Source organism: Rhizobium terricola (assembly GCF_012927355.1).
Taxonomy (GTDB): Bacteria; Pseudomonadota; Alphaproteobacteria; order Rhizobiales; family Rhizobiaceae; genus Allorhizobium; species Allorhizobium terricola.
Genome location: NZ_JABBGK010000002.1, coordinates 862720 through 884731, shown reverse-complemented (window position 1 = coordinate 884731; position 22012 = coordinate 862720). Strand labels below are relative to the sequence as shown.

Annotated in this window: 23 protein-coding genes; 16 read left to right on the top strand and 7 right to left on the bottom strand. The window is 63.0% G+C overall.

Going from position 1 to position 22012, the window contains the following annotated elements:
• Nucleotides 1-24: 24 nt before the first annotated feature.
• From msrA to deoA, 9 genes are all read left to right on the top strand, one after another.
• Nucleotides 25-684, top strand: a complete 660-nt coding sequence (msrA, locus tag HHL25_RS14120; RefSeq protein WP_169592078.1) for a peptide-methionine (S)-S-oxide reductase MsrA — start codon at nt 25-27, stop codon at nt 682-684.
• Between the two features lie 247 nt (nt 685-931).
• Nucleotides 932-1924 carry a BMP family lipoprotein gene (locus HHL25_RS14115; protein ID WP_169592074.1) on the top strand — a complete coding sequence of 331 codons (993 nt, stop codon included), beginning with the start codon at nt 932-934 and terminating at the stop codon, nt 1922-1924.
• Between the two features lie 65 nt (nt 1925-1989).
• A complete protein-coding gene (locus HHL25_RS14110) occupies nt 1990-3510 on the top strand; it encodes an ABC transporter ATP-binding protein (RefSeq protein ID WP_169592070.1) in 1521 nt (506 codons plus the stop codon).
• Nucleotides 3511-3517: 7 nt separating this feature from the next.
• A complete protein-coding gene (locus HHL25_RS14105) occupies nt 3518-4621 on the top strand; it encodes an ABC transporter permease (protein ID WP_169592067.1) in 1104 nt (367 codons plus the stop codon).
• 11 nt (nt 4622-4632) lie between these two features.
• Nucleotides 4633-5604, top strand: a complete 972-nt coding sequence (locus tag HHL25_RS14100) for an ABC transporter permease (protein WP_169592062.1) — start codon at nt 4633-4635, stop codon at nt 5602-5604.
• 3 nt (nt 5605-5607) lie between these two features.
• Entirely contained in the window at nt 5608-6000 is a 393-nt protein-coding gene (locus HHL25_RS14095) for a cytidine deaminase (protein ID WP_169592059.1), read from the top strand.
• The gene (locus HHL25_RS14090; protein WP_169592054.1) at nt 5997-6806 is read left to right on the top strand and encodes a purine-nucleoside phosphorylase; all 810 of its coding nucleotides are present in this window, start codon (nt 5997-5999) and stop codon (nt 6804-6806) included. Before HHL25_RS14095 ends, HHL25_RS14090 begins: the two co-directional genes overlap by 4 nt.
• The gene (deoC, locus tag HHL25_RS14085) at nt 6799-7572 is read left to right on the top strand and encodes a deoxyribose-phosphate aldolase (RefSeq protein ID WP_169592050.1); all 774 of its coding nucleotides are present in this window, start codon (nt 6799-6801) and stop codon (nt 7570-7572) included. The genes HHL25_RS14090 and deoC overlap by 8 nt, the downstream gene beginning before the upstream one ends.
• 4 nt (nt 7573-7576) lie before the next feature.
• On the top strand, nt 7577-8890 hold the full coding sequence (gene deoA / locus HHL25_RS14080; RefSeq protein WP_169592045.1) for a thymidine phosphorylase: 1314 nt from the start codon (nt 7577-7579) through the stop codon (nt 8888-8890).
• A gap of 58 nt (nt 8891-8948) precedes the next feature.
• Here deoA and HHL25_RS14075 read toward each other — a convergent pair whose 3' ends face one another.
• The 7 genes from HHL25_RS14075 to HHL25_RS14045 all read right to left on the bottom strand — a co-directional run bounded on the left by HHL25_RS14075 (nt 8949) and on the right by HHL25_RS14045 (nt 14433).
• Nucleotides 8949-9464 (bottom strand): TIGR02281 family clan AA aspartic protease, encoded by a 516-nt coding sequence (locus HHL25_RS14075; protein WP_169592041.1) that lies wholly within the window; start codon nt 9462-9464, stop codon nt 8949-8951.
• Between the two features lie 131 nt (nt 9465-9595).
• Nucleotides 9596-10225, bottom strand: a complete 630-nt coding sequence (gene upp, locus HHL25_RS14070) for a uracil phosphoribosyltransferase (RefSeq protein WP_169592038.1) — start codon at nt 10223-10225, stop codon at nt 9596-9598.
• 109 nt (nt 10226-10334) lie between these two features.
• Nucleotides 10335-11303: an adenosine deaminase gene (locus tag HHL25_RS14065; RefSeq protein ID WP_169592034.1), complete on the bottom strand. Its 969-nt coding sequence runs from the start codon at nt 11301-11303 to the stop codon at nt 10335-10337.
• A complete protein-coding gene (locus HHL25_RS14060; RefSeq protein ID WP_169592029.1) occupies nt 11300-12520 on the bottom strand; it encodes a phosphopentomutase in 1221 nt (406 codons plus the stop codon). Before HHL25_RS14060 ends, HHL25_RS14065 begins: the two co-directional genes overlap by 4 nt.
• A gap of 123 nt (nt 12521-12643) precedes the next feature.
• On the bottom strand, nt 12644-13264 hold the full coding sequence (locus tag HHL25_RS14055) for a TadE/TadG family type IV pilus assembly protein (protein WP_315853077.1): 621 nt from the start codon (nt 13262-13264) through the stop codon (nt 12644-12646).
• Entirely contained in the window at nt 13261-13896 is a 636-nt protein-coding gene (locus tag HHL25_RS14050; protein ID WP_169592025.1) for a TadE/TadG family type IV pilus assembly protein, read from the bottom strand. The genes HHL25_RS14055 and HHL25_RS14050 overlap by 4 nt, the downstream gene beginning before the upstream one ends.
• A gap of 132 nt (nt 13897-14028) precedes the next feature.
• Nucleotides 14029-14433 (bottom strand): pilus assembly protein N-terminal domain-containing protein, encoded by a 405-nt coding sequence (locus tag HHL25_RS14045; protein ID WP_169592022.1) that lies wholly within the window; start codon nt 14431-14433, stop codon nt 14029-14031.
• 577 nt (nt 14434-15010) lie between these two features.
• Between HHL25_RS14045 and HHL25_RS14040 the strand changes: the two genes are divergently transcribed.
• The 7 genes from HHL25_RS14040 (at nt 15011) to HHL25_RS14010 (ending at nt 22007) form a co-directional block, all read left to right on the top strand.
• Nucleotides 15011-15187, top strand: coding sequence for a Flp family type IVb pilin (locus tag HHL25_RS14040; RefSeq protein WP_169592019.1), 177 nt, complete (start codon nt 15011-15013; stop codon nt 15185-15187).
• Between the two features lie 178 nt (nt 15188-15365).
• Complete coding sequence (locus tag HHL25_RS14035; RefSeq protein ID WP_315853076.1) at nt 15366-15890, top strand: A24 family peptidase; 525 nt, start codon at nt 15366-15368, stop codon at nt 15888-15890.
• 121 nt (nt 15891-16011) lie between these two features.
• Complete coding sequence (gene cpaB / locus HHL25_RS14030) at nt 16012-16824, top strand: Flp pilus assembly protein CpaB (protein ID WP_169592016.1); 813 nt, start codon at nt 16012-16014, stop codon at nt 16822-16824.
• Nucleotides 16825-16835: 11 nt separating this feature from the next.
• On the top strand, nt 16836-18407 hold the full coding sequence (locus tag HHL25_RS14025; protein WP_205927830.1) for a type II and III secretion system protein family protein: 1572 nt from the start codon (nt 16836-16838) through the stop codon (nt 18405-18407).
• A 62-nt stretch (nt 18408-18469) separates the two neighbouring features.
• A complete protein-coding gene (locus tag HHL25_RS14020) occupies nt 18470-19159 on the top strand; it encodes a CpaD family pilus assembly protein (protein ID WP_169592915.1) in 690 nt (229 codons plus the stop codon).
• Between the two features lie 33 nt (nt 19160-19192).
• A complete protein-coding gene (locus HHL25_RS14015; RefSeq protein WP_169592010.1) occupies nt 19193-20482 on the top strand; it encodes an AAA family ATPase in 1290 nt (429 codons plus the stop codon).
• A 28-nt stretch (nt 20483-20510) separates the two neighbouring features.
• Entirely contained in the window at nt 20511-22007 is a 1497-nt protein-coding gene (locus HHL25_RS14010) for a CpaF family protein (RefSeq protein WP_169592007.1), read from the top strand.
• Nucleotides 22008-22012 lie beyond the last annotated feature (5 nt).

Below are 22012 nucleotides of genomic sequence, written 5' to 3'. Positions count from 1 at the left end.
CCGGACCTTTCCTAGGAGATTGTGATGTTCCTGATCGACATGTTCAACAAGAAGACGACGATGCCGACGCCGGAAACGGCGCTTCCGGGCCGCAATGAGGAAATGCCGACCGCCGAAATCCATTTCGTCTCCGGACGACCGCTGAAAGGTCCTTATCCGGAAGGCCTGCGCACCGTCTATCTCGGCATGGGCTGTTTCTGGGGTGCCGAGCGGCTGCTCTGGAACACGCCCGGGGTCTATGTCACCGCCGCCGGCTATCAGGGCGGCTTCACGCCCAATCCGACCTACCAGGAAACGGTCACGGGACTGACCGGCCATACCGAGGTCGTGAAGGTGGTCTACGATCCGAGCATCCTCACCCTTGAGGCGCTTCTGAAGGTCTTCTTCGAGGCCCATGATCCGACCCAGGGCATGCGCCAGGGCAACGATATCGGTACGACCTACCGGTCTGCCATTTATGCGGAAGATGCCGATGATATCGATGTCGCCATCCGCGTTCGCGACGCCTTCCAGGAGGCGCTGATCGCCTCCGGACGCAAGATGAAGGTCACGACGGAGATCGCTCCGGCCGCGCCGTTCTACTACGCCGAGGACTATCACCAGCAATACCTGGCGAAGAATCCGAACGGTTATTGCGGCCTGCGCGGAACCGGCGTTTCCTGCCCGCTTCCGGCTGCCGTCTGAACCTCGGCTGCCGAATCGCTTGGCATAAAGCCCCTTGATCTGACTAGTTTTTCGGCGCCTGCGCCGGAAAATTCGTGGGTTCGACTATTCTTTACCAGTTGAAAAAAATCTGGTGAATTTTTCGAAAAGCCATGCAAGGATGCGTCCAGCCAGGCCCTTGAGGAAGGGGTCGGTGGTTCCGCCTCGTGCGTGTCAAAGCGCTTGCGGTAAGACCCAATAAGATCAATAGCAACAACAGGGCTGTAAAATGAAGAAAACCCTTTTGAGTCTCTTTGCCTTGGCCGCCATGTCGGCAACGGCGCTCGCCGCCGACGTCAAGCCGGCGCTCGTCTACGGCACGGGCGGCAAGTTCGACAAGTCGTTCAACGAGGCAGCCTATGCGGGCGCCGAGAAGTTCAAGGCCGAAACCGGCATCGACTATCGCGATTTCGAGCCGACCGGTGACACGCAGGGCGAACAGGCGATCCGCAACTTCGCCTCCAAGGGTTACAACCCGGTCGTTGCCGTTTCCTTCGCCTGGACCTCGGCCATCGAGAAGGTCGCTGCCGAGTTCCCGGATACCAAGTTCGTCATCGTCGACGCCGTCGTCGACCTGCCGAACGTCCGTTCGGTCGTCTACAAGGAAGAGGAAGGTTCCTACCTCGTCGGCGTGCTCGCAGGTCTCGCCTCCAAGAGCGGCAAGGTCGGCTTCGTCGGCGGCATGGACATTCCGCTGATCCGCAAGTTCGAATGCGGCTACGAGCAGGGCGCCCGCGCTGCCAAGGCTGACATCGAGGTGTTCCAGAACATGACCGGCACCACCGGTGCTGCGTGGAACGACCCGGTCCGTGGTGGCGAACTCACCAAGAACCAGATCGACCAGGGCGCGGACGTCATCTACGCGGCAGCCGGTGCGACCGGTCTCGGCGTTCTGCAGACTGCTGCCGACAACGGCAAGCTGTCGATCGGCGTCGATTCGAACCAAAACCACCTGCATCCGGGTTCGGTTCTGACCTCGATGGTCAAGCGCGTCGACCTCGCCGTCTACAACGCCTATGCCGATGCCAAGGGTGACAAGTTCACCGCCGGCACCCAGGCTCTCGGCGTCAAGGAAGACGGCGTCGCCTACGCCCTCGACGACAACAATGCCAAGCTCATCACCGACGACATGAAGGCAGCGGTCGAAAAGGCCAAGGCCGACATCATTGCCGGCACGATCAAGGTCCACGATTACATGTCGGACAATTCCTGCCCGAAGTGATCTGATGCGGGCGCAAGGCGGCTGATCAGCCCGCCTTGCGCCCTTTCCATGTCTGGGGGACCGGAATGAGTGAAAAGAGCCTGGCGCCGGCGATCGAGCTGGTCGGCATCGACAAGAAGTTCGGTGCGGTACACGCCAACAAGAATATCAACCTGACCGTTGCCAAGGGTTCGATCCACGGCATCATCGGTGAAAATGGCGCCGGCAAATCGACGCTCATGTCGATCCTCTACGGTTTCTACCACGCCGACAGCGGCGAGATCCGTATCGACGGAAAAGCCGTGAACATTCGTGACAGCCAGTCTGCGATTGCCGCGGGCATCGGCATGGTCCACCAGCATTTCATGCTGGTCGAGAATTTCACCGTGCTCGAAAACCTGATGCTCGGCGCTGAAGGCGGCCCGATGCTCGGCAAGGGCACGGATGCGGCGCGCAGCGCCCTGAAGAAGCTTGAGGACGACTACGAACTCGAAGTCGACCCCGACGCCGTCGTCGAGGAGCTTCCGGTCGGCCTGCAGCAGCGCGTCGAGATCCTGAAGGCCATGTATCGCGGCGCCGAGATCCTGATCCTCGACGAGCCGACGGGCGTTCTGACACCGGCCGAGGCCGATCACCTGTTCAAGATCCTGCGCGTGCTCCGCGACCAGGGCAAGACCGTCATCCTGATCACCCATAAGCTGCGTGAGATCATGGCGATCACCGACACCGTGTCCGTGATGCGCCGCGGCGAGATCGTCGCCACCCGCAGGACGGCCGAGACGACCGTCGAGGAACTGGCCGAGCTGATGGTCGGGCGCCGCGTGCTGCTGCATGTCGAGAAGGGAAGTGCGACGCCGGGCGAGATCTATCTCTCCGTCCGCAACCTCACCGTCAAGGATCATCGCGGCGTCGTCATGGTCGACAACGTGTCCTTCGACGTTCGGGCGGGGGAAATCGTCGGCATAGCGGGCGTCGCCGGCAACGGCCAGAGCGAGCTTCTCGAGGCGATCACCGGCATCCGCAAACCGGCTTCCGGCGAGATTCTGGTCAACGGCCAGCCCGTTGCCGGTCTCAACCCCGCCGAGCTGCGTTCGCTTGGGCTCGCCCATATCCCCGAGGATCGCCACCATATGGGCCTCGTGCTTTCTCTCGAGGAAAGCGAGAATGCGATCCTCGGCTATCATCGGGACGAACGCTACGGTAAGGGCATGTTCCTCAAGCCCGATGCGGTGCGCAAGGCGGCGGTCGATGAAATCGAGAAATATGACATCCGACCGCCGAACCCGCGGCTGAAGACCGCCAATTTCTCCGGCGGCAACCAGCAGAAGATCGTCGTTGCCCGTGAGATCGAGCGCGATCCGAAACTGCTGATCGTCGGCCAACCGACCCGCGGCGTCGACATCGGCGCCATCGAATTCATTCATCGCCGGATCGTCGAGACGCGCGACGCCGGCAAGGCCGTGCTGCTGGTCTCCGTCGAGCTCGACGAGATCCGCTCGCTGTCTGATCGCATCCTGGTGATGTTTGCCGGCAAGATCGTCGGCGAGAAGGGCCCGGAAACCGGTGAACAGACCCTTGGCCTGATGATGGCCGGTATTGCCGCGTGAGGATTTGATGAGCACCGCATCCGTACCGCTCCCCAACTGGATCAACTATGCGCTTCTGCCGCTGGTGAACCTCATCCTCGCCTTCCTCGTCTCCGGTCTCGTCGTCTGGGTCATCGGCGAGAGCCCCTATGAGGCGCTGAAGCTCATGCTTCAGGGCGCGCTGGGTCGGGGCGAAGGCATCGGCTTCACGCTCTATTACGCGACCAACTTCATCTTCGCCGGCCTGTCGGTGGCCGTCGCCTACCATGCGGGTCTGTTCAACATCGGTTCCGAAGGGCAGGCCTATGTCGGCGGCCTGGGGGCTGCCCTGGTGGCGCTTGCGCTCGATCATTACGTCCCGTGGTATGTGACCATGCCCTTTGCGGTCATCGGCGCCGCGATCTTCGGCGCCGCCTGGGCACTGATCCCCGCCTGGCTGCAGGCCAAGCGCGGCAGCCACATCGTCATCACCACGATCATGTTCAACTTCATCGGCGCGGCCCTGATGGTCTATCTGTTGGTGAACGTGCTGATCGTGCCGGGCAAGATGGCGCCCGAGACCCGGACCTTCCTGCCCGGCGGCCAGCTGCCGAAGCTCGACTGGCTGATGGCCATGTTCGGCATGAAGCTCGGCCCGGCGCCGTTCAACGTGTCCTTCCTGATCGCGCTCGTGATGTGCGTCGTCGTCTGGGTTTTGATCTGGCGCACCAAGCTTGGCTATGAGATGCGCACGCTCGGCCTGTCGCGTTCGGCCGCCGCCTATGCCGGCATTCCCTATGTGAAGATCGTCATCGTCACCATGCTGATTTCCGGCGGTCTCGCCGGGATGATGGCGCTCAATCCGGTGATGGGCGCGTCCGCCCGCCTGCAGGTCGAATTCGTCGGCGGCGCCGGCTTCGTCGGCATTGCCGTGTCGCTGATGGGGCGCAATCATCCGATCGGCATCGTGCTCGCCTCGATCCTGTTCGGTGTGCTCTATCAGGGCGGTGCTGAACTGTCCTTCGACATGCCGAACATCACCCGCGACATGATCGTCGTCATCCAGGGGCTGGTGATCCTGTTTGCCGGCGCGCTCGAATACATGTTCCGGCCGGCGATCGTCAGGATCTACCAGCAATTCGTGAAAGCTTGAGGATCACGCCCATGGACTTTCTGGACATCGTCGTCAGCATTCTCGGATCCACCATCCGCCTGTCGATCCCGCTGATCTTCACGGCCCTTGCCGGCCTCTTCTCTGAACGTGCCGGTGTCTTCGACATCGGGCTCGAAGGCAAGATGCTGGCTGCCGCCTTTGCGGCTGCGACCGCTGCCTATCTCACCGGTTCCGCCTGGATCGGCCTTGCCTCCGGTATCGGCGTCTCGCTGGCCTTCTCGCTGGTGCACGGCTTCGCTTCCATCACCAACCGCGGCAACCAGATCGTCTCTGGCGTCGCGATCAACTTCGTTGCCGCCGGCCTGACGGCGGTTCTCGGCCAGGCCTGGTTCCGCCAGGGCGGCCGCACGCCGCAGCTAACGGGCGATGCGCGCTTCTCGCCGATCACCCTTCCGGGGGCGGACATGATGCGCGACGTGCCGGTCATCGGGCCGATCTACGCGAACGTCATCTCCGGCAACAACATCCTGACCTATCTCGCCTTCCTCGCGGTTCCGGCGTCGTGGTGGGTGCTCTACCGCACGCGCTTCGGCCTGCGCCTGCGCGCCGTGGGCGAAAACCCGGGCGCCGTCGATACTGCCGGCATCTCGGTCGTGTGGCTTCGCTATCGCGCCGTTCTGGTCGCCGGCTTCCTCTGCGGCTTTTCCGGCACCTATCTGGCGATCGCCCAGTCCGCCGCCTTCATCAACAACATGTCGGCCGGCAAGGGTTACATAGCGCTCGCCGCCCTGATCTTCGCCAAGTGGAAGCCGGTCCCGGTCCTGCTTGCCTGCCTGCTCTTCGGCTTTCTCGATGCCCTTGCGAATTTCATGCAGGGCAAGTCGGTTCCGCTGATCGGCGAGGTCCCGGTGCAGATCTTCCAGGCGCTGCCCTATGTGCTGACCTGCATCCTGCTTGCCGGCCTGATCGGCGCCGCCAATCCGCCGAAGGCCGGTGGTGTCCCCTACGTGAAGGAGCGTTGAGCGATGTCCCATGATCTGTTCGAGGCGGCGCGCGACGCCATGAAGTTCGCCCATGCGCCCTATTCGAAATTTCCGGTCGGCGCGGCGATCCGCGCCGATGACGGCAGGATCTATACGGGCGCCAATATCGAGAACCTGTCCTTCCCGCAGGGCTGGTGTGCCGAACCGACGGCGATCGGCTGCATGATTATGGGCGGCGGAAAAAAGATCGTCGAGATTGCGGTCATCGCCGAGAAGATGGTGCTCTGCCCGCCGTGTGGCGGCTGCCGACAGAAGATCTCCGAATTCGCCGGACCCGACACCCGCATCTACCTCTGCGACGAGGTCGGCGTGAAGAAGACCATGACGATGAACGAGCTCCTGCCGTTTTCCTTCGACACGGACATCCTCGGATGAAGGCCGCGATCGACTTCATCATCGACCGGTTGAACGGCCTGGTGCCCCGTCATGGTATCGTGCTCGGCTCCGGCCTCGGCTCGCTGGTCGACGAGGTGAGCGATCCGATCCGCATCTCCTATCGCGACCTGCCGGGTTTTCCGCTGAGTGGTGTGTCGGGTCATGCCGGCGAACTGGTGGCCGGCCATCTGGGACGCGTCCCGGTCATCATGCTGGCGGGCCGCATCCATTACTACGAACACGGCGACCCGAATGCCATGCGCCTGCCGATCGAGGTGCTGATGGGGCTGGGCGTCCAGTCGCTGGTCCTCACCAATTCGGCCGGCTCATTGCGGGAGGATTTGCCCCCCGGTTCGGTCATGCAGATCACCGACCACATCAACTTCTCCGGCAAGAACCCGCTGATCGGCGAGGAAAGCGACCGTCGCTTCGTCGGCATGACCTCGGCCTATGACGCCGATCTTGCGGCCGCCATGCAGAAGGCGGCGAAGGACGAGGGCATCCCGCTCGCAAGCGGTGTCTACATGTGGTTCTCCGGCCCGAGCTTCGAGACGCCGGCGGAAATCCGCATGGCCCGCATTCTCGGCGCGGATGCGGTAGGCATGTCGACCGTGCCGGAAGTCATTCTTGCGCGCTTTTTTGGGCTGCGCGTCGCGGCCGCATCGGTTATTACCAATTACGGAGCCGGCATGACGGGGGCGGAACTCAGTCATGAAGAGACCAAGGACATGGCTCCCATCGGTGGTAAACGACTTGCCGCCATCCTCAAGAGGATGATCGCGGGCGGAGGTACGGATCTTGGATAACCACGAATTGCGGGCGACCGCGGCCCGGGCGCTTGCCCTCGTCGATCTCACAAACCTAAAGGACGATTGCACGCCGGGGCAGATCGATGCGCTCTACGAAAAGGCGGTGACACCGTTCGGCACCACGGCCGCCATCTGCATTTGGCCGCGCTTCATTGCCCGCGCCCGCACGCTTCTGGGGCCTGAAAGCCCGGTCCGCATCGCGACCGTCGTCAACTTTCCCTCCGGCGACCTCAAGGTCGAGGATGTTCTGGCGGAGACGCGGGAAGCGATCGCCGACGGCGCCGACGAGATCGACCTCGTCATCCCTTACCGCGCGCTGCTGGCCGGAGACGAGGCCGCTGTGACGGCCATGGTCACCGCCGTGCGCGAGGCCTGTGCCGAGCCTGTCCTGCTCAAGACCATTCTCGAGACCGGCGAACTCAGGGACATCGCGCTCATCCGCCGGGCGTCCGAGCTGGCGATTGCCGCCGGCGCCGATTTCATCAAGACGTCCACAGGCAAGGTTGCGGTCAACGCCACGCTAGAGGCCGCCGATATCATGCTCCAGGCGATCCGCGATAGCCGCAAGAAGGTCGGTTTCAAACCCGCCGGCGGCATCTCCTCGGTCGCTGATGCCGCGCTCTACCTCCGGCTTGCCGATACCATCATGGGCGAAGACTGGGTCATGCCGTCCACCTTCCGGTTCGGCGCATCCGGCCTGCTCGACGACATTCTGTCCGTCCTCGGCGGCGGACGTTCGGTTGCCGCCAATTCGGGATACTGAGACCATGCTGCCCCAGGAAATCATCCGCCGCAAACGCGATGGCGGCACACTGACCCGTGACGAGATCGCCGGCTTCATCGAAGGTCTGAGCAAGGAGACGATCTCCGAGGGCCAGGTCGCCGCCTTCGCGATGGCCGTCTTCTTTCAGGGCATGACGCCGGAAGAGATCGTCGCCCTGACGGTGGCCATGCGTGATTCCGGCGAGGTCCTTTCATGGTCCGGCGTAGGCAAGCCGATTGCCGACAAGCATTCGACCGGTGGCGTTGGCGACAACGTCTCGCTGATGCTGGCGCCGATCGTGGCGGCCTGCGGCCTCGCCGTGCCGATGATCTCCGGCCGCGGCCTCGGCCATACGGGCGGCACGCTCGACAAGCTGCAGTCAATTCCCGGCTATGACGTCATGCCGGATGCCGCGACCTTCCGCAGGGTCGTCGACGAGGTCGGCTGCGCGATCATCGGCCAGACCGGCGATCTCGCACCCGCCGACAAGCGGCTCTATGCGATCCGCGACGTGACCGCGACGGTCGAGTCCATTCCGCTCATCACCGCTTCGATCCTGTCGAAGAAACTCGCTGCCGGCCTCGAAAGCCTCGTGCTCGACGTCAAGGTCGGCAACGGCGCCTTCATGGCGAAGGCCGAGAATGCCGAAGCGCTCGCCCGTTCCCTCGTTGCCGTCGCCAACGGGGCAGGGGTGCGCACCACGGCGCTCCTGACCGACATGAACCAGCCGCTCGCCGATGCTGCGGGCAATGCGCTTGAGGTGCAGAACGCCGTCGACTTCCTGGCGGGTGCCAAATCGGGCACGCGGTTGGAAGACGTCACGCTTGCGCTGGGTGCGGAGATGCTGGTGAATGCCGGCACGGTTGACGGTCTCGACAAGGCCCTCGCCATGTGCCGCAAGGTGCTCGCCTCCGGTGAGGCAGCCGACCTCTTCGGCCGCATGGTCCACACGCTCGGTGGTCCCGCCGATTTCGTCGAGTATCCCGCGCGCTACCTGCAGAAGGCGGCGGTGGAAATTCCGGTGCTCGCGACGGCCGATGGTTTTCTCGCCTCCGCCGATACCCGTGGCCTGGGACTATGCGTCGTCGCGCTCGGCGGTGGTCGCCAGCGGCCGACCGATGCGATCGATCATCGCGTCGGCCTGTCCGGCCTGCTGCCGCTCGGCACCGCCGTCTCCAAGGGCGATACCATCGCGATCGTTCATGCCAACGACCGGGACAGCGCGGAACACGCGGCGGGCCTCGTGAGGTCAAGCTATGGGATTGGCGGAGAGAAGCCGACGCTTCCGCCGGCAATCGGCAAGCGCATCTCGGCCTGACAGGCCGCGTCCAGAGCAATTCCTCGAAAAGTGTGGAGCTGTCTTCTCCGGAAGCGGTTTATCGCACCAGGCGCAGCCTGTTGCCTTCGGCCGAATAGGCATTAAGGCGCTTGAGGAAGCTCATGCCGATCAGCGTGGTCGAAAGCGCCTTGTCCTTGAGGACGAAGGCGTCGACCCCCTCGACCCTGACCGACCCGATCTCAACGCGCTGCAGTCGCACATGGGCGGCCTCGGTCTGCCCGTTGGCGGTACCGATCGGATACTTATAGTCCAGGGAGGCGACACTGATGCCAATGCGCCGCGCCGTACTCTCGTTGATCGCCACCAGGGAGGCACCGGTATCGACCATCGCTTCGGTCGGCTTGCCGTTGAGCTTGAAGGTTCCACGATAATGCCCGCTTGCATCGCCCTCCAGCACAGTCGTTCCGGTCGGCGACGCCGCAACCGGCATCGTGTTGGCAACGGATGCGTCGCCCTCTTCCTTCGCCGTCTGTTTCGAGAGCTCGACGAAATTTGGAACCTGGGTTGCGGCAACCGCAGCCACGAACACCAGGCCGATCGTGCGCATGAGCATGGACGGATTTCCCTCGATTGACGACGTTGAGGCTTCTCTAGTCCATCAGGGTTGAAATCTGTCTAAGGCGCAAACGAAAGCGGCCCGGAACAGGCATTCCGGGCCGCTCTCGTCAAAATCTGGTTAAGCTTTCACTTCGTGCCGTACATGCGGTCACCCGCATCGCCGAGGCCGGGCATGATGTAGCCCTTCTCGTTGAGGTGGCTGTCGATCGCGGCGGTGAAGACCGGCACGTCCGGATGTGCCTCGCGGAAGTTCTTGATGCCTTCGGGGGCGGCGAGCAGGCAAAGGAAGCGGATGTTCTTGGCGCCGCGCTCCTTGAGCTTGTCGACTGCCGCGATCGACGAATTGCCGGTGGCGAGCATCGGATCGACGACGATGATCAGGCGTTCGTCCAGCGCATCGGGCGCCTTGAAGTAGTATTCGACCGGCTGCAGCGTCTCGTGGTCGCGATAGACGCCGATATGCGAGACGCGGGCCGCCGGAACCAGCTCCAGCATGCCTTCAAGAAGGCCGTTGCCAGCGCGCAGGATGGATGCGAAGACCAGCTTCTTGCCCTCGAGCACAGGCGACTGCATGGTCGTCAGCGGTGTCTCGATGGTCTCCATGGTGAGCTCGAGGTCGCGCGTCACCTCATAGCAGAGGAGCGTGGAGATTTCCCGCAGCAGCCGCCGGAAACTCGAGGTCGAGGTTTCCTTTCGGCGCATGATGGTCAGCTTGTGCTGGACGAGCGGGTGATCGATGACTGTGACGCCGTTCATGGCCGGGCCCTTCTATTCTTTTTCTCTGATAGGGAATGTTTTCCACATTCCTTGAGACGCCTGCAAGGGCATAGCCGAATTTTGCCCGATCATCCCCAGTTCGCGCGGCCTAGAGCCGCGCAAGCAGGACCTGTCGGGTCGCTTCGTCGACGAAAGCTGCCTCGATCGCCGTCCGGGTCATCGTGTTGATTTCGGCATCTGAAAAGCCGAGGACACGCGACGCCGTCTCGTATTCGGCGGCAAGCGAGGTGTGGAAGAATGGCGGGTCGTCCGAATTGAGCGTCACGCGCACGCCCGCATCGACGAAACGCCTGAGCGGATGGCTGGCATAGTCCGGAAAAACCTTCAGCGCGATGTTCGAGCCCGGGCAGACCTCGAGCACGGTCCCGAGGTCGGCGAGCCGCTTGACGAGTTCGCCATCCTCGATCGCGCGGACCCCGTGGCCGATCCGGCTCGGACGGACGAGATCCAGTGCGTCGGCGACCGAAAAGGCGCCGCAGAGTTCGCCGGCGTGGATGGTGATGCCGAGCCCCGCTTCGCGAACGACGTCGAAGGCCGGTGCATAGTCGGCCACGCGGTTCATCCGCTCCTCGCCCGCCATGTTGAAACCGGTGACCAGCGGATGCTGGAACTCGGCTGCCCAGCGGGCACGCCGCAATACGTTTTCGGGCCCGAGATGGCGTTCGCCGATGATGACCATCCGGCACTCGATTCCGGTCTTTTCCCGCGCGGCGTAGATGCCGGCCGCAAGTCCGGCGACATAGTCGTCCGGCGAAAGACCCACGGCCTCGCCATGGTCGGGAGAAATGAACAGCTCGCTATAGATCGTGTTCGCGGCTGCGAGTTCCGCAAGGTAGGCCTCGGTCAGAAGGGCGTAGTCCTCCGCCGTGCGGAACACCGACGCGACAAAATCATAGCAGGCTATGAAGCTCGTGAAGTCATGCCAAACATAGGCGCCGTTCTCCACGAAACCGGTGGGGTTGAGCCCGTATTTTTCGGCCTGGGCAAGCGTCAGAGCTGGTGGCGCTGCACCCTCCACATGGCAATGCAGCTCCGCCTTCTTCAGATGTGCAGTCAAAGGAAACTCCGTCCGTGCGGCCCGGCAGGGATCCCGAGATGGGCCGCGATTGTCTCGCCGATATCGGCATAGGTGTTGCGGATGCCGACCATGCGCGACTTGATGCCGGGGCCGAAGGCCATGATCGGCACGCGTTCGCGCGTGTGGTCGGTGCCGCGCCAGGTGGGGTCGCAGCCGTGGTCGGCCGTCATCAGCACCATGTCGCCGGGTCGGAGCTTGCGATGAACCTCCGGCAGGCGCTGGTCGAAGGCTTCGAGCGCCGCGGCATAGCCCGGCACGTCGCGGCGATGGCCATAGAGCATGTCGAAATCGACGAAGTTGCTGAACACCAGGTCGCCGTCCTGGGCTTCGTCCATCACCTGGAGCGTCGCGTCCATCAGCGCCATGTTGCCGTTCGCCTTGATGACGCGCGATACGCCCTGATGAGCGAAGATGTCGCCGATCTTGCCGACGGCATGGACTGTGCGTCCGGCCTCGACAAGCCGGTCGAGAAGCGTCGGCTCCGGCGGCAGGACCGAATAGTCGCGCCTGTTGCCGGTCCGCTCGAAGGTGGCGGTCGTCTCGCCGACGAAGGGACGGGCAATCACCCGGCCGATGTTCAGCGGGTCGACGAGCCGGCGGACGATCTGGCAGAGGGACAGCAGCCGCTCGATCCCGAAATGCGTTTCGTGTGCGGCGATCTGGAAGACGGAGTCCGACGAGGTGTAGCAGATTGGTTTGCCGGTCCGGATATGCTCCTCGCCGAAGCGCGCGATGACTTCGGTTCCCGAGGCATGGCAGTTGCCGAGAATGCCGGGAAGCTCCGCCTCGCGACAGATCGCTTCGACGAGTTCCGGCGAGAACGCTTCCTCTCCGGCCGGAAAGTAGCCCCAGTCGAACATCACCGGCGTGCCGGCGATCTCCCAGTGTCCGGAGGGGGTGTCCTTGCCGTGCGAGACTTCGCTCGCCGCCCCGTGGAGTCCGAACACGCGCTGCGGGACTGGCATGCCCGCCGGCGAACGTCCCGAGGCGAGCCGCGCGATGCTGAGCAGTCCGAGTGCCGACATGTTGGGAAGGGAAAGAGGCCCCGACCGCAATCCCTTGCGGTCCCCGGCGCCGGCCGCGCAGAATTCGGCGATATGGCCAAGCGTGTTAGAGCCGTCGTCGCCATAGGCCAGCGCGTCAGGGGCGCCGCCGATGCCGAAGGAATCGAGTACGAAAAGAAATGCGCGTGCCATGGTCCACCTGCGCCGCGGGAAGGGCCGTCATGGCCTTCGTTGTTCAAGCGGTCAACGCGGCATCAATACCGCCTGACTCTTGCCTTGGCAAATTCGAGCCGACGGAGGGTAGCTCCTATCGGTTCAGCAGTCGCCGCACTTGACCTCGTCGTTGATGCGCTGGCGGAAGAAGAACTCGCGGCTGATGGTCAGGCTCTTGAGCTCCTGGCCGGACATGCTCGGTAGGAACATCAGCAGTTCGTGGGAGACGCTGAGTTCCGTGCGAATGAGGAAGATGTCCGCCGCAAGCATGTCGCTCGGTATGCTGACGGCGGTACCGACGGCATAGGGCGCCGTTCCGGAATTCGACCACGACCAGGCGACTTTTGCCGCCTTGGCGCTGTCGACCTTCACCCCCGTGATCTTGAGCGAGAGATTGTTCGGACTGTAGGGCGCGAAGATCGCGTCGGCGACGTCGACCATGTCGGTGAGATCGGCCTTCACCACCGAATCGGTGCGTGACACGATATCGGCGACCGTGCTCGCCGCCATCGTCGCCCGCTTCGATGTGTTGAAGGCAAGCGTCAGTTCGAAAGCCATCAGGTAGATGACGATGAGCATCGGCGCCAGAAGCGCGAATTCCACGCCGCCGATCCCGCTGCGGTCGTCGCGCAAACGCCGCAGCATGGCGGCCAGTCGCCGCGCATATCCGCCTGCCCGCCCGCTGTGGGGATCCTGTGCCTTGGGCGTCTTCGAAGGGCTCACGGATAGGCCTCATTCTGGAAGGCGGTCGTCGCGACGATCAGGAAGTCGGTCGGCATCGAGCCGTCGGCGGGCCGGATGGTGGTGATGTAGGGGCGCACGAGGTCGGTCATCACCTTCCAGCGATAGAGCGCCCGCACCATGTTGATCGACTTTGCCCCGCCGGGTGTGAACGCGAAGCTCGACGGATCGATGTCGGCGAATTGTGCGCTCGAGACCCGCGGAATGCTCGTCGGGATGTCGCCGAAGGTCGGGAAGGTGCGTACGTCGAGATAGAGCTGGCTTGGCGTGGCGATCTCTTCATCGGAGCAGGTGATCAGGATCGACACCTCGTCGCAGAAGGCCGTACGGAACTGCACCTTCGTCATGTCGGTGCTGCGACCGAGATTGTAGGTGATGTTGCCGGTTCTGAGCTCGCGCGCCAGGTTATTGACTGCCGTCGAAACGAGCTGCTCGGCCGTAAAGGCCACGAACGTCTCGATCGTTGCGAAGATGATAAGGAAATAGGGGATGGCAAGGATGGCGAATTCGATCGCCGCCGCTCCGTCGCGGGACTTCAGCATCCGCCGCCACAGCGGGCGCCTGCGTCGTCCTGGTTTCGCCCCTGCGGTGTCCTGTTCTTGCTGCGCGCTCATCGCCCATGTCCGATAGTCGGAATACACCCGGACATTAGGCGCCAAGTATTGATTTTCCGTTCCGTCGATATTTACAATTCGAACGACGTTCAGGCTCGGAACGGTTCTGGTTTCGAAAAGGGAACAGTTGACCTAGTTCGAACTGCTGCCGGTCGCCGCGTGTTCTTCGCAGTTCGGTGAGCATGAGAGCACGGTCCGTGACGTTGCCTTGAAGACGCGAACCGTATTGCCTTCGTCGATGGAGACCAGGATCCGTTCGTCGACGATCGCGTTGCCGTCTGCATCGAGAAGCACGATGTTGGTGGTGCCGAAGGCGCGGCCGGTCAGGACGATGGTCTGCGCATCGGCAACCGTTGCGTCGGCAACGTCGGAGTTGCCGACGATGACCTTGCTGACGGGCCGGTCGAGCTTCAGCACGCGCGCGCTGTTCATATAGACACGCAGGAGATTGTCTTCCGCGCGGGCTGAAACGGCCGATAGCGCGCTGCTCAGCGCCAGGGCGCCGGAAAGCGATATGATAGCGCTGCGAGACAACATACGTGCCAGCCCTTTGAAGACGCTCGTGACCAATGACTGGGCTGAGAGCATGGGCCTGAATGGTGAATGATCCGTTAAGCCTGTCGCCCAAACCGCCGTGTTTTCGACCCTCTGGGCATCTTCGGGTCGTGCGGTCGCTTTGAGGAGTTTTCAATTCCGTGCCGAGACTGAAGGCGAACGTGCTGACGGGGAGACGTGCTTGACTGTCAAATGCGTCTCGTGTGTTCCGGTTCGACACATTTGAGCCGGTTCCGCGGCCGTTTCCCTGCGGTCGCCAGGGGTGATCGATGGTCACGGACAGAACGCCGCGGTCGTCTGGTCCCCTGCGGCCAAGCTTAGCTCCCTGATTTGCATGAAGTATTTCCAGGCTTCCCGGGACGTGTCGGGTTATTCTCTAAAATGCACGGAATTGCTTCAGGCAATTGTTTACCACACCTCGGGCAAATCCCCCTTTACGGTCCGTTAATCCTCTTTCTTAAGCCGATGGCAATACGCTCCTGTGTAGGTTGCTGGCATCCGAGCAGCGGCAAACAGTTGCCGGAAGTGCTGAACAACTTTTGTGGAGTAGGAGAGTAACATGACCAAGATTTTCGCACGTTTCCTGAAGGATGAGTCCGGCGCAACCGCAATCGAGTACGGCCTGATCGCTGCCCTCATCTCTGTTGCCCTGATCACCGGCGCTTCGACGCTCGGCAACTCGCTCGACAACAAGTTCTCGGGCCTCGCAACGACGCTCGACAACGCCAGCAACTAATCGGATCCGGTGGCTTTCGCCACCGTTCCGGCTGCCATGGAAAATGCCGCTTCCAAGCTGGAGGCGGCTTTTCTTTTTTGTGGCGCGCGGATCGTCGGTGGACCGACCCGTCATCCGCAGTCCGGGTTTGCGATTTCGTAAGGCCTCCCGACTATCCTGCGTTGATCCTTGGAAGGGAATGTCAGTCATGCTTGAAGCCGCGATTTTCGTGATTTTCCCGATGTGCCTCGTTCTTGCGTCCTGGACGGACTTCTTCGAGATGACGATTCCCAATCGCATTCCTCTTATCCTTCTGGCCGCCTTCCTCGTTGTCGCGCCCTTTGTTGGCATGACCTGGACGACCTTTGGCCTCCATTTTGCCGCCGGCCTCGTCGTCTTCTCCGTCGGCTTTGCTCTCTTTGCCTTGAACGTCATGGGTGGTGGCGATGCCAAGCTGCTGACCGCCGCCGCCGTCTGGTACGGCCTGACGCCGGCGCTCTTCACCTTTCTTGTCTATGTCGCCTATGCCGGAGGCGCGCTGACCCTGCTGATCCTCATCCTGCGGGCACGCTCGAATTCGGTGCTTGCCATGGGGCTGCCGCTGCCCGATTCGATCATCTCGGCCAAGAAGATCCCCTATGCGATCGCCATCGGCGTCGCTGGGCTCGCCACCTACCCGCAATCGCCTCTCGTCCTGGCCGCGCTGGAGGGACTGCGCGGCTAGCCGGTCTGCGAGCCCATAAAGCGATCGTTAACCAAGATCGTAAGGCGCTTATTAACCATAATTACACCAATTCCTGATCATTCTGCCGGACACAGACCTTTGTGTCCCTCAAGGAACGATCATGAAACCCGCGCGCATCATCATTCTCGCAGTGGCTATCGTCGCAGCCGGCCTGGCCGGATTGCTGGCCATGCGCCTCGGCGGCCCGAGATCGGTTGTGCAGCAGCAGGCCGAAACCGTGGTACAGAAGGAACCGACCGTCAACGTGCTGGTTTCTGCGGCAAATCTGCCGGTGGGCTCGCGCCTTGACGACAAGTCGATGCGTTGGATGGCCTGGCCCGAGGGCAGTATCGTCGAGGGCTTCATTACCGAAACCAACCGTCCCCAGGCCCTGACCGAACTTGCCGGCACGGTCGTACGACTGCCCATGTTCGAAGGCGAGCCGGTGCGGCGCGAGAAGATCGCCGATTCGTCGTCGCGAATCATGTCGTCGCTTCTGCCGTCCGGAAAGCGCGCGGTCGCCACCGAGATTTCGGTCGTCACCGGTGCCGGCGGCTTCATCCTTCCGAACGACCGTGTCGACGTCATCATGGTTCGCCGGGGCGAGGCCGATGCCTTCCTGACTGAAACGGTTCTCTCCAATGTGCGCGTTCTCGCGATCGACCAGCAGATCCAGGAAAAGGATGACGGCTCGAAGTCGGTCGTCGGTACTACTGCGACCCTCGAGCTGACCCCGGATCAGGCAAAGGTCATCACGGTCGCCCAGCAGATGGCGGAGCGGCTCTCGCTTGCCCTGCGTTCGGTTGCCGACGCGCAGGAAGAAGACACGTCCGCCGCCGACTACCTGCTGAGCGGCGGTTCCGGCCGACCATCGATCCAGGTCATCAAGTCGGGCGAGGTGGTCAAGTCGACCACCGATGCGAAGTCCGAATGAGTGGGGATGTCATGAACAGCTTGAAACAGAAATTCCGTTCCTCGCTCGCCGGAGGCCTCGCGTTCTCGCTGGCCTTCTCCGGCATGCCGGGCAGTTTCGCGCCGCATCTCTTCGATATGCCCGTCGCCGAAGCCGCGAGCCAGAGCGTGATCCGCATCGCCGAGGCCGGTCCCGGTGCTCGCCGCACCATCAAGCTCGGCCTGAACAAGGCGCTCGTCATCGACCTGCCGCAGGATGCCCACGATATCCTCGTCGCCGATCCGGAAATGGCGGACGCGGTGACGCGCACTTCGCGCCGCATCTATCTGTTCGGCAAATCCGTCGGCCAGACCAACATCTTCATCTTCGGTGAGAACGGCGAGGAAGTTGTCAGTCTCGACATCGAGATCGAACGCGATATCGCCGGCCTCGAGACCAACCTGCGCCGTTTCATTCCCGAATCCGACATCACCGTCGAGATCGTTTCCGACAACATCGTGCTGACCGGCACGGTGCGCACGCCCCAGGATGCGTCACGCGCCGAAAGCCTGGCCAATGCCTTCCTCAAGGGCGGCGAGGCGACGACCCGCAACGAGACCGCGTCGAGCAGCAAGGACGGCGGCGACGTCGCGATTTTCGCCGAAGAACGCCAAGTCTCGCAGATCGTCAATTTGCTGACCATCGAGGGCGAGGACCAGGTTTCGCTGAAGGTGACCGTCGCCGAAGTCAGCCGCCAGGTTCTCAAGCAGCTCGGCTTCAACGGCCGCGTTTCCGACGGTTCGAGCGGCATCACCTTCCAGAACCCGGCCAACCTCGGCAATGCCGTGAGTGTCACCAATGCGCTCGGCGGATCGCTGCCGACGGCTGCCGCCACGATCGGCCGTTACACCATCGGCAGCTACATCAATGCGATGGAGCAGGCGGGCGTGATGCGCACGCTCGCCGAGCCGAGCCTGACCGCCATTTCCGGCGAGGACGCCAAGTTCTATGTCGGTGGCGAGTTCCGCATGGCAGCTGAACAGGAAATCGGTGTCGACAGCGATACCGGCCAGCCGTCGGTCAGCCGCACGACGGAATCGGTCGACTACGGTATCGAGCTGAATTTCCGCCCGGTCGTCCTGGCGCCCGGCCGCATCAGCCTGAAGATCGAGACCAATGTCTCCGAACCGACCTGGGAAGGTTCGGCAGTCACGGGCAATACGTCCACCGGCATCCCCGGCTCCACCTATATGTCGATCCGCAAGCGCGAAGCCTCGACCACCGTGGAACTCCCCTCCGGCGGCTCAATCGTGATCGCAGGTCTCGTTCAGGACAACATCCGTCAGGCCATGTCCGGAGTGCCCGGCCTCGCCAAGGTTCCGATCCTCGGTACCCTTTTCCGCAGCAAGGATTTCCAGCGCAACGAGACGGAGCTGGTGATCATCGCCACGCCGTATCTGGTGCGTCCGGTTGCCCGCAACCAGCTGCAGCGCCCGGATGACAACTTCAACCCCGAGAACGACGCCGCGACCTTCTTCCTGAACAAGGTGAACAAGGTCTACGGCCGACGCGAGGCGGATGCCTCCGGCCGCTACCACGGCGCCGTCGGGTTTATCTACAAGTGAACGGGGCCCTCGCCATGAAGACGAACGAGACCATCCCCGGCAAGAGCGAAGGCGCCCATGTCATGCCTGTGAAGAGATCGACCTACGCCGCACCGCGTTTCGCGCGCACCGCCCTCGCCGCAGCCATCCTCGGCGCGACCGCCATCCTGGCCGGATGTGCCAACCGGGACAACATGTCCACGGGCGCCATTCCGGACGACTACCGCACCCGCCACCCGATCACGCTCACCGAGGTCGAGCACACTCTCGACGTTCCGGTGGCGTCCGGAGATCGCGCGCTGACCGCCGGCATGCGCGATTCCATCGGCGGCTTTGCCTCCGAATACATGACGTCCTCCACGGGCACCATCCAGATCATGTTGCCGCAGGGTTCGCCCAACTCGGCTGCCGCGGCCAATATTCGCAAGGATATCCGTGCCGCCCTGACCAGCCGTGGCGTACCGGCGCCGCGCATCATCGAGACCACCTACCAGGCCGGCGCGACGGGTGACGTCGCTCCCGTGCGCCTGAGCTATGTCGCGACGACCGCGATCACCGACCAGTGCGGCCAGTGGCCCGAAGATCTGCAGAACAACACCATGGCCAACAAGAACTGGCACAATTTCGGTTGCGCCAGCCAGGCCAACCTCGCAGCCCAGATTGCCAACCCGATGGACCTCGTCACCCCGCGCGCCATGGCACCGATTGATGCCACGCGGCGCTCGACGGTGATCGGCCTTTATCGGGAAGGCTCCGACACCTCGACGAACTAGGATGGCCGAACCGTCTGAAGGCAGGATGAAAGCATGAGTGCGATCGACTACGAATTCGAGAAGAGGGCCGGGGACGAACTCTACCCCGAGGAACGGGTTGCCACGGGCGACCTCGAAAGCCTGCGGCCTCTGCCGCGTATCTCGATGCACGCCTTCTGCATTTCCGAGGGCGTGCAGCGGGTGATGGAGCAATGCGCCCAGGATCGGCGCATGGCCAAGGTGAGCCTCCGGATCACCAGCGGAAACATCGCCGCTGCGGCCGCGATGTTCGGCTCCACGCCGACCCCGAACCTGATCATCCTGGAAACCGATGCGACGCCGCAGGCGCTTCTCGGCGAGCTCGCGCCATTGGCCGAGGTCTGTGACCCGAGCTCGCGCGTCATCATCATCGGTCGCCACAACGACATTGCGCTCTATCGCGAGCTGATCCGCAACGGCATCTCGGAATACATCGTCGCGCCGGTCAGCATGGCCGAGATCATGGCCGCGGTGTCCGCGATCTTCGTCGATCCCGAAGCAGAGCCGCTCGGCCGCAACATCGCCTTCATCGGCGCCAAGGGCGGCGTGGGCTCCTCGACGATCGCCCACAACTGTGCCTTCGGCATTTCGAGCCTCTTTTCGACCGAAACCATTCTGGCCGACCTCGATCTCGCCTACGGCACCGCCAACATCGACTTCGACCAGGACCCGGCACAGGGCATCGCGGAGGCCGTCTTCTCTCCGGACCGGCTCGACGAGGTCTTCCTTGATCGCCTGCTGACGACCTGCTCGCAGAACCTTTCGCTGCTTGCTGCCCCTTCGCTTCTCGACCGGGCCTATGATTTCGACCGTTCGGCCTTCCAGCCGCTGCTCGAGCTCCTGCAGCGCTCGGCACCGGTCACGGTGCTCGACGTGCCGCATGCCTGGTCCGACTGGACGCGCACGGTGCTCGGCGAGGCCGACGAGGTGGTCATCACCTGCGCCCCGGATCTCGCGAACCTGCGCAATGCCAAGAACATGCTCGACGCCCTGAAGAAGCTGCGTCCCAACGACAAGCCGCCGCACCTGATCCTCAACCAGGTGGGCATGCCGAAGCGTCCCGAGATTGCGCCGCAGGACTTCTTCGAACCACTTGAGATCGAGCCGATCGCCATCATTCCCTTCGATGCGGCACTGTTCGGCAATGCCGCGAACAGCGGCCGGATGATCTCGGAAATCGATGCGAAATCGCCGACTTCGGAAACCTTCGCCCAGATCGCTCATCTGGTGACCGGGCGCGCGACGGTGAAGAAGCCGAAGAAGCCCGGGCTCGGCAAGGTGCTCGAGCTTCTGAAGCGCAAGTGATGTCTTCGACAGGAACAGGTAGTCAGTGATGTTTGGCAAGCGCGGAAGCGACGGATTTGGCAAGGGCGGAGCAGGAGCCGGAACGGTTTCGCCGGCGCCGTCGCCGGCTGCCGTGGCTCCGCAGCGCCCCGCGCCGACCCTTGAGCCGGCCGACGAGCCAATCTCCCGCCAGCAGGTGGCTCCGCCGTCGATGCAGGCTCCGGCGTCCCCGGCGGCGCGTCGGCGCCCTGCGCGCACCCAGGATTATTACGATACCAAGAGCCAGGTCTTCTCGGCGCTGATCGACACCATCGATCTGTCGCAGCTGGCCAAGCTCGACGGCGAGAGTGCGCGCGAGGAAATCCGCGACATCGTCAACGACATCATCACGATCAAGAACTTCGCGATGTCGATTTCCGAGCAGGAAGAACTGCTCGAGGACATCTGCAACGACGTCCTGGGTTTCGGTCCGCTGGAGCCGCTACTCGCCCGCGACGACATCGCCGACATCATGGTCAACGGAGCCGGCCAGACCTTCATCGAAGTGAATGGCAAGACCATCGAATCGGAGATCCGGTTCCGCGACAATTCCCAGCTGCTGTCGATCTGCCAGCGCATCGTCAGCCAGGTTGGCCGCCGCGTCGACGAAAGCTCGCCGATCTGCGACGCCCGACTTCCCGACGGCAGCCGCGTCAACGTCATCGCGCCGCCACTCGCCATCGACGGCCCGGCGCTCACCATTCGTAAGTTCAAGAAGGACAAGCTCAACCTCGACCAGCTCGTCAAGTTCGGTGCGATCACGCCGGAGGGCGCGCAGGTCCTGCAGATCATCGGCCGCGTCCGTTGCAACGTCGTCATCTCCGGCGGTACCGGCTCGGGTAAGACGACGCTCCTCAACTGCCTCACCGGCTACATTGATACCGACGAGCGCGTCATCACCTGCGAAGATACCGCCGAACTCCAGTTGCAACAGCCGCATGTGGTGCGCCTTGAAACCCGCCCGCCGAACATCGAGGGCGAGGGCGAGATCACCATGCGCGATCTCGTCAAGAACTGCCTGCGCATGCGTCCCGAACGCATTATCGTCGGCGAAGTGCGCGGATCGGAGGTCTTCGACCTCCTGCAGGCGATGAACACCGGTCACGACGGTTCGATGGGTACCATTCACGCCAACACGCCGCGCGAGTGCCTCTCCCGTATGGAATCGATGATCGCCATGGGCGGTTTCACGCTGCCCGCCAAGACCGTGCGCGAGATCATAGCCGGTTCCGTCGACGTCGTCATCCAGGCCGCCCGCCTGCGCGACGGTTCGCGCCGCATCACCCACATCACCGAGGTGATCGGCATGGAAGGCGATGTCATCGTCACCCAGGATCTGATGCGCTACGAGATCGAAGGTGAGGACCACAACGGCAAGATCGTCGGTCGCCATGTCTCGACCGGCATCGGCAAGCCGCACTTCTGGGATCGTGCCCGCTACTACAACGAGGAGCGCCGTCTGGCTGCTGCCCTCGACGCCATGGAACAGAAGACCAAGGGGGCCTGACGGAG

Coding starts and splice junctions, on each gene's coding strand:
- HHL25_RS14100 (WP_169592062.1), top strand. CDS start 4,633: ATGGACTTTCTGGACATCGTCGTCAGCATTCTCGGATCCACCATCCGC.
- HHL25_RS14110 (WP_169592070.1), top strand. CDS start 1,990: ATGAGTGAAAAGAGCCTGGCGCCGGCGATCGAGCTGGTCGGCATCGAC.
- HHL25_RS14035 (WP_315853076.1), top strand. CDS start 15,366: ATGTCAGTCATGCTTGAAGCCGCGATTTTCGTGATTTTCCCGATGTGC.
- HHL25_RS14115 (WP_169592074.1), top strand. CDS start 932: ATGAAGAAAACCCTTTTGAGTCTCTTTGCCTTGGCCGCCATGTCGGCA.
- HHL25_RS14075 (WP_169592041.1), bottom strand. CDS start 9,464: ATGCTCATGCGCACGATCGGCCTGGTGTTCGTGGCTGCGGTTGCCGCA.
- upp (WP_169592038.1), bottom strand. CDS start 10,225: ATGAACGGCGTCACAGTCATCGATCACCCGCTCGTCCAGCACAAGCTG.
- HHL25_RS14060 (WP_169592029.1), bottom strand. CDS start 12,520: ATGGCACGCGCATTTCTTTTCGTACTCGATTCCTTCGGCATCGGCGGC.
- HHL25_RS14090 (WP_169592054.1), top strand. CDS start 5,997: ATGAAGGCCGCGATCGACTTCATCATCGACCGGTTGAACGGCCTGGTG.
- cpaB (WP_169592016.1), top strand. CDS start 16,012: ATGAAACCCGCGCGCATCATCATTCTCGCAGTGGCTATCGTCGCAGCC.
- deoA (WP_169592045.1), top strand. CDS start 7,577: ATGCTGCCCCAGGAAATCATCCGCCGCAAACGCGATGGCGGCACACTG.
- HHL25_RS14045 (WP_169592022.1), bottom strand. CDS start 14,433: ATGTTGTCTCGCAGCGCTATCATATCGCTTTCCGGCGCCCTGGCGCTG.
- msrA (WP_169592078.1), top strand. CDS start 25: ATGTTCCTGATCGACATGTTCAACAAGAAGACGACGATGCCGACGCCG.
- HHL25_RS14050 (WP_169592025.1), bottom strand. CDS start 13,896: ATGAGCGCGCAGCAAGAACAGGACACCGCAGGGGCGAAACCAGGACGA.
- HHL25_RS14095 (WP_169592059.1), top strand. CDS start 5,608: ATGTCCCATGATCTGTTCGAGGCGGCGCGCGACGCCATGAAGTTCGCC.
- HHL25_RS14010 (WP_169592007.1), top strand. CDS start 20,511: ATGTTTGGCAAGCGCGGAAGCGACGGATTTGGCAAGGGCGGAGCAGGA.
- HHL25_RS14040 (WP_169592019.1), top strand. CDS start 15,011: ATGACCAAGATTTTCGCACGTTTCCTGAAGGATGAGTCCGGCGCAACC.
- HHL25_RS14105 (WP_169592067.1), top strand. CDS start 3,518: ATGAGCACCGCATCCGTACCGCTCCCCAACTGGATCAACTATGCGCTT.
- HHL25_RS14025 (WP_205927830.1), top strand. CDS start 16,836: ATGAACAGCTTGAAACAGAAATTCCGTTCCTCGCTCGCCGGAGGCCTC.
- HHL25_RS14020 (WP_169592915.1), top strand. CDS start 18,470: ATGCCTGTGAAGAGATCGACCTACGCCGCACCGCGTTTCGCGCGCACC.
- HHL25_RS14015 (WP_169592010.1), top strand. CDS start 19,193: ATGAGTGCGATCGACTACGAATTCGAGAAGAGGGCCGGGGACGAACTC.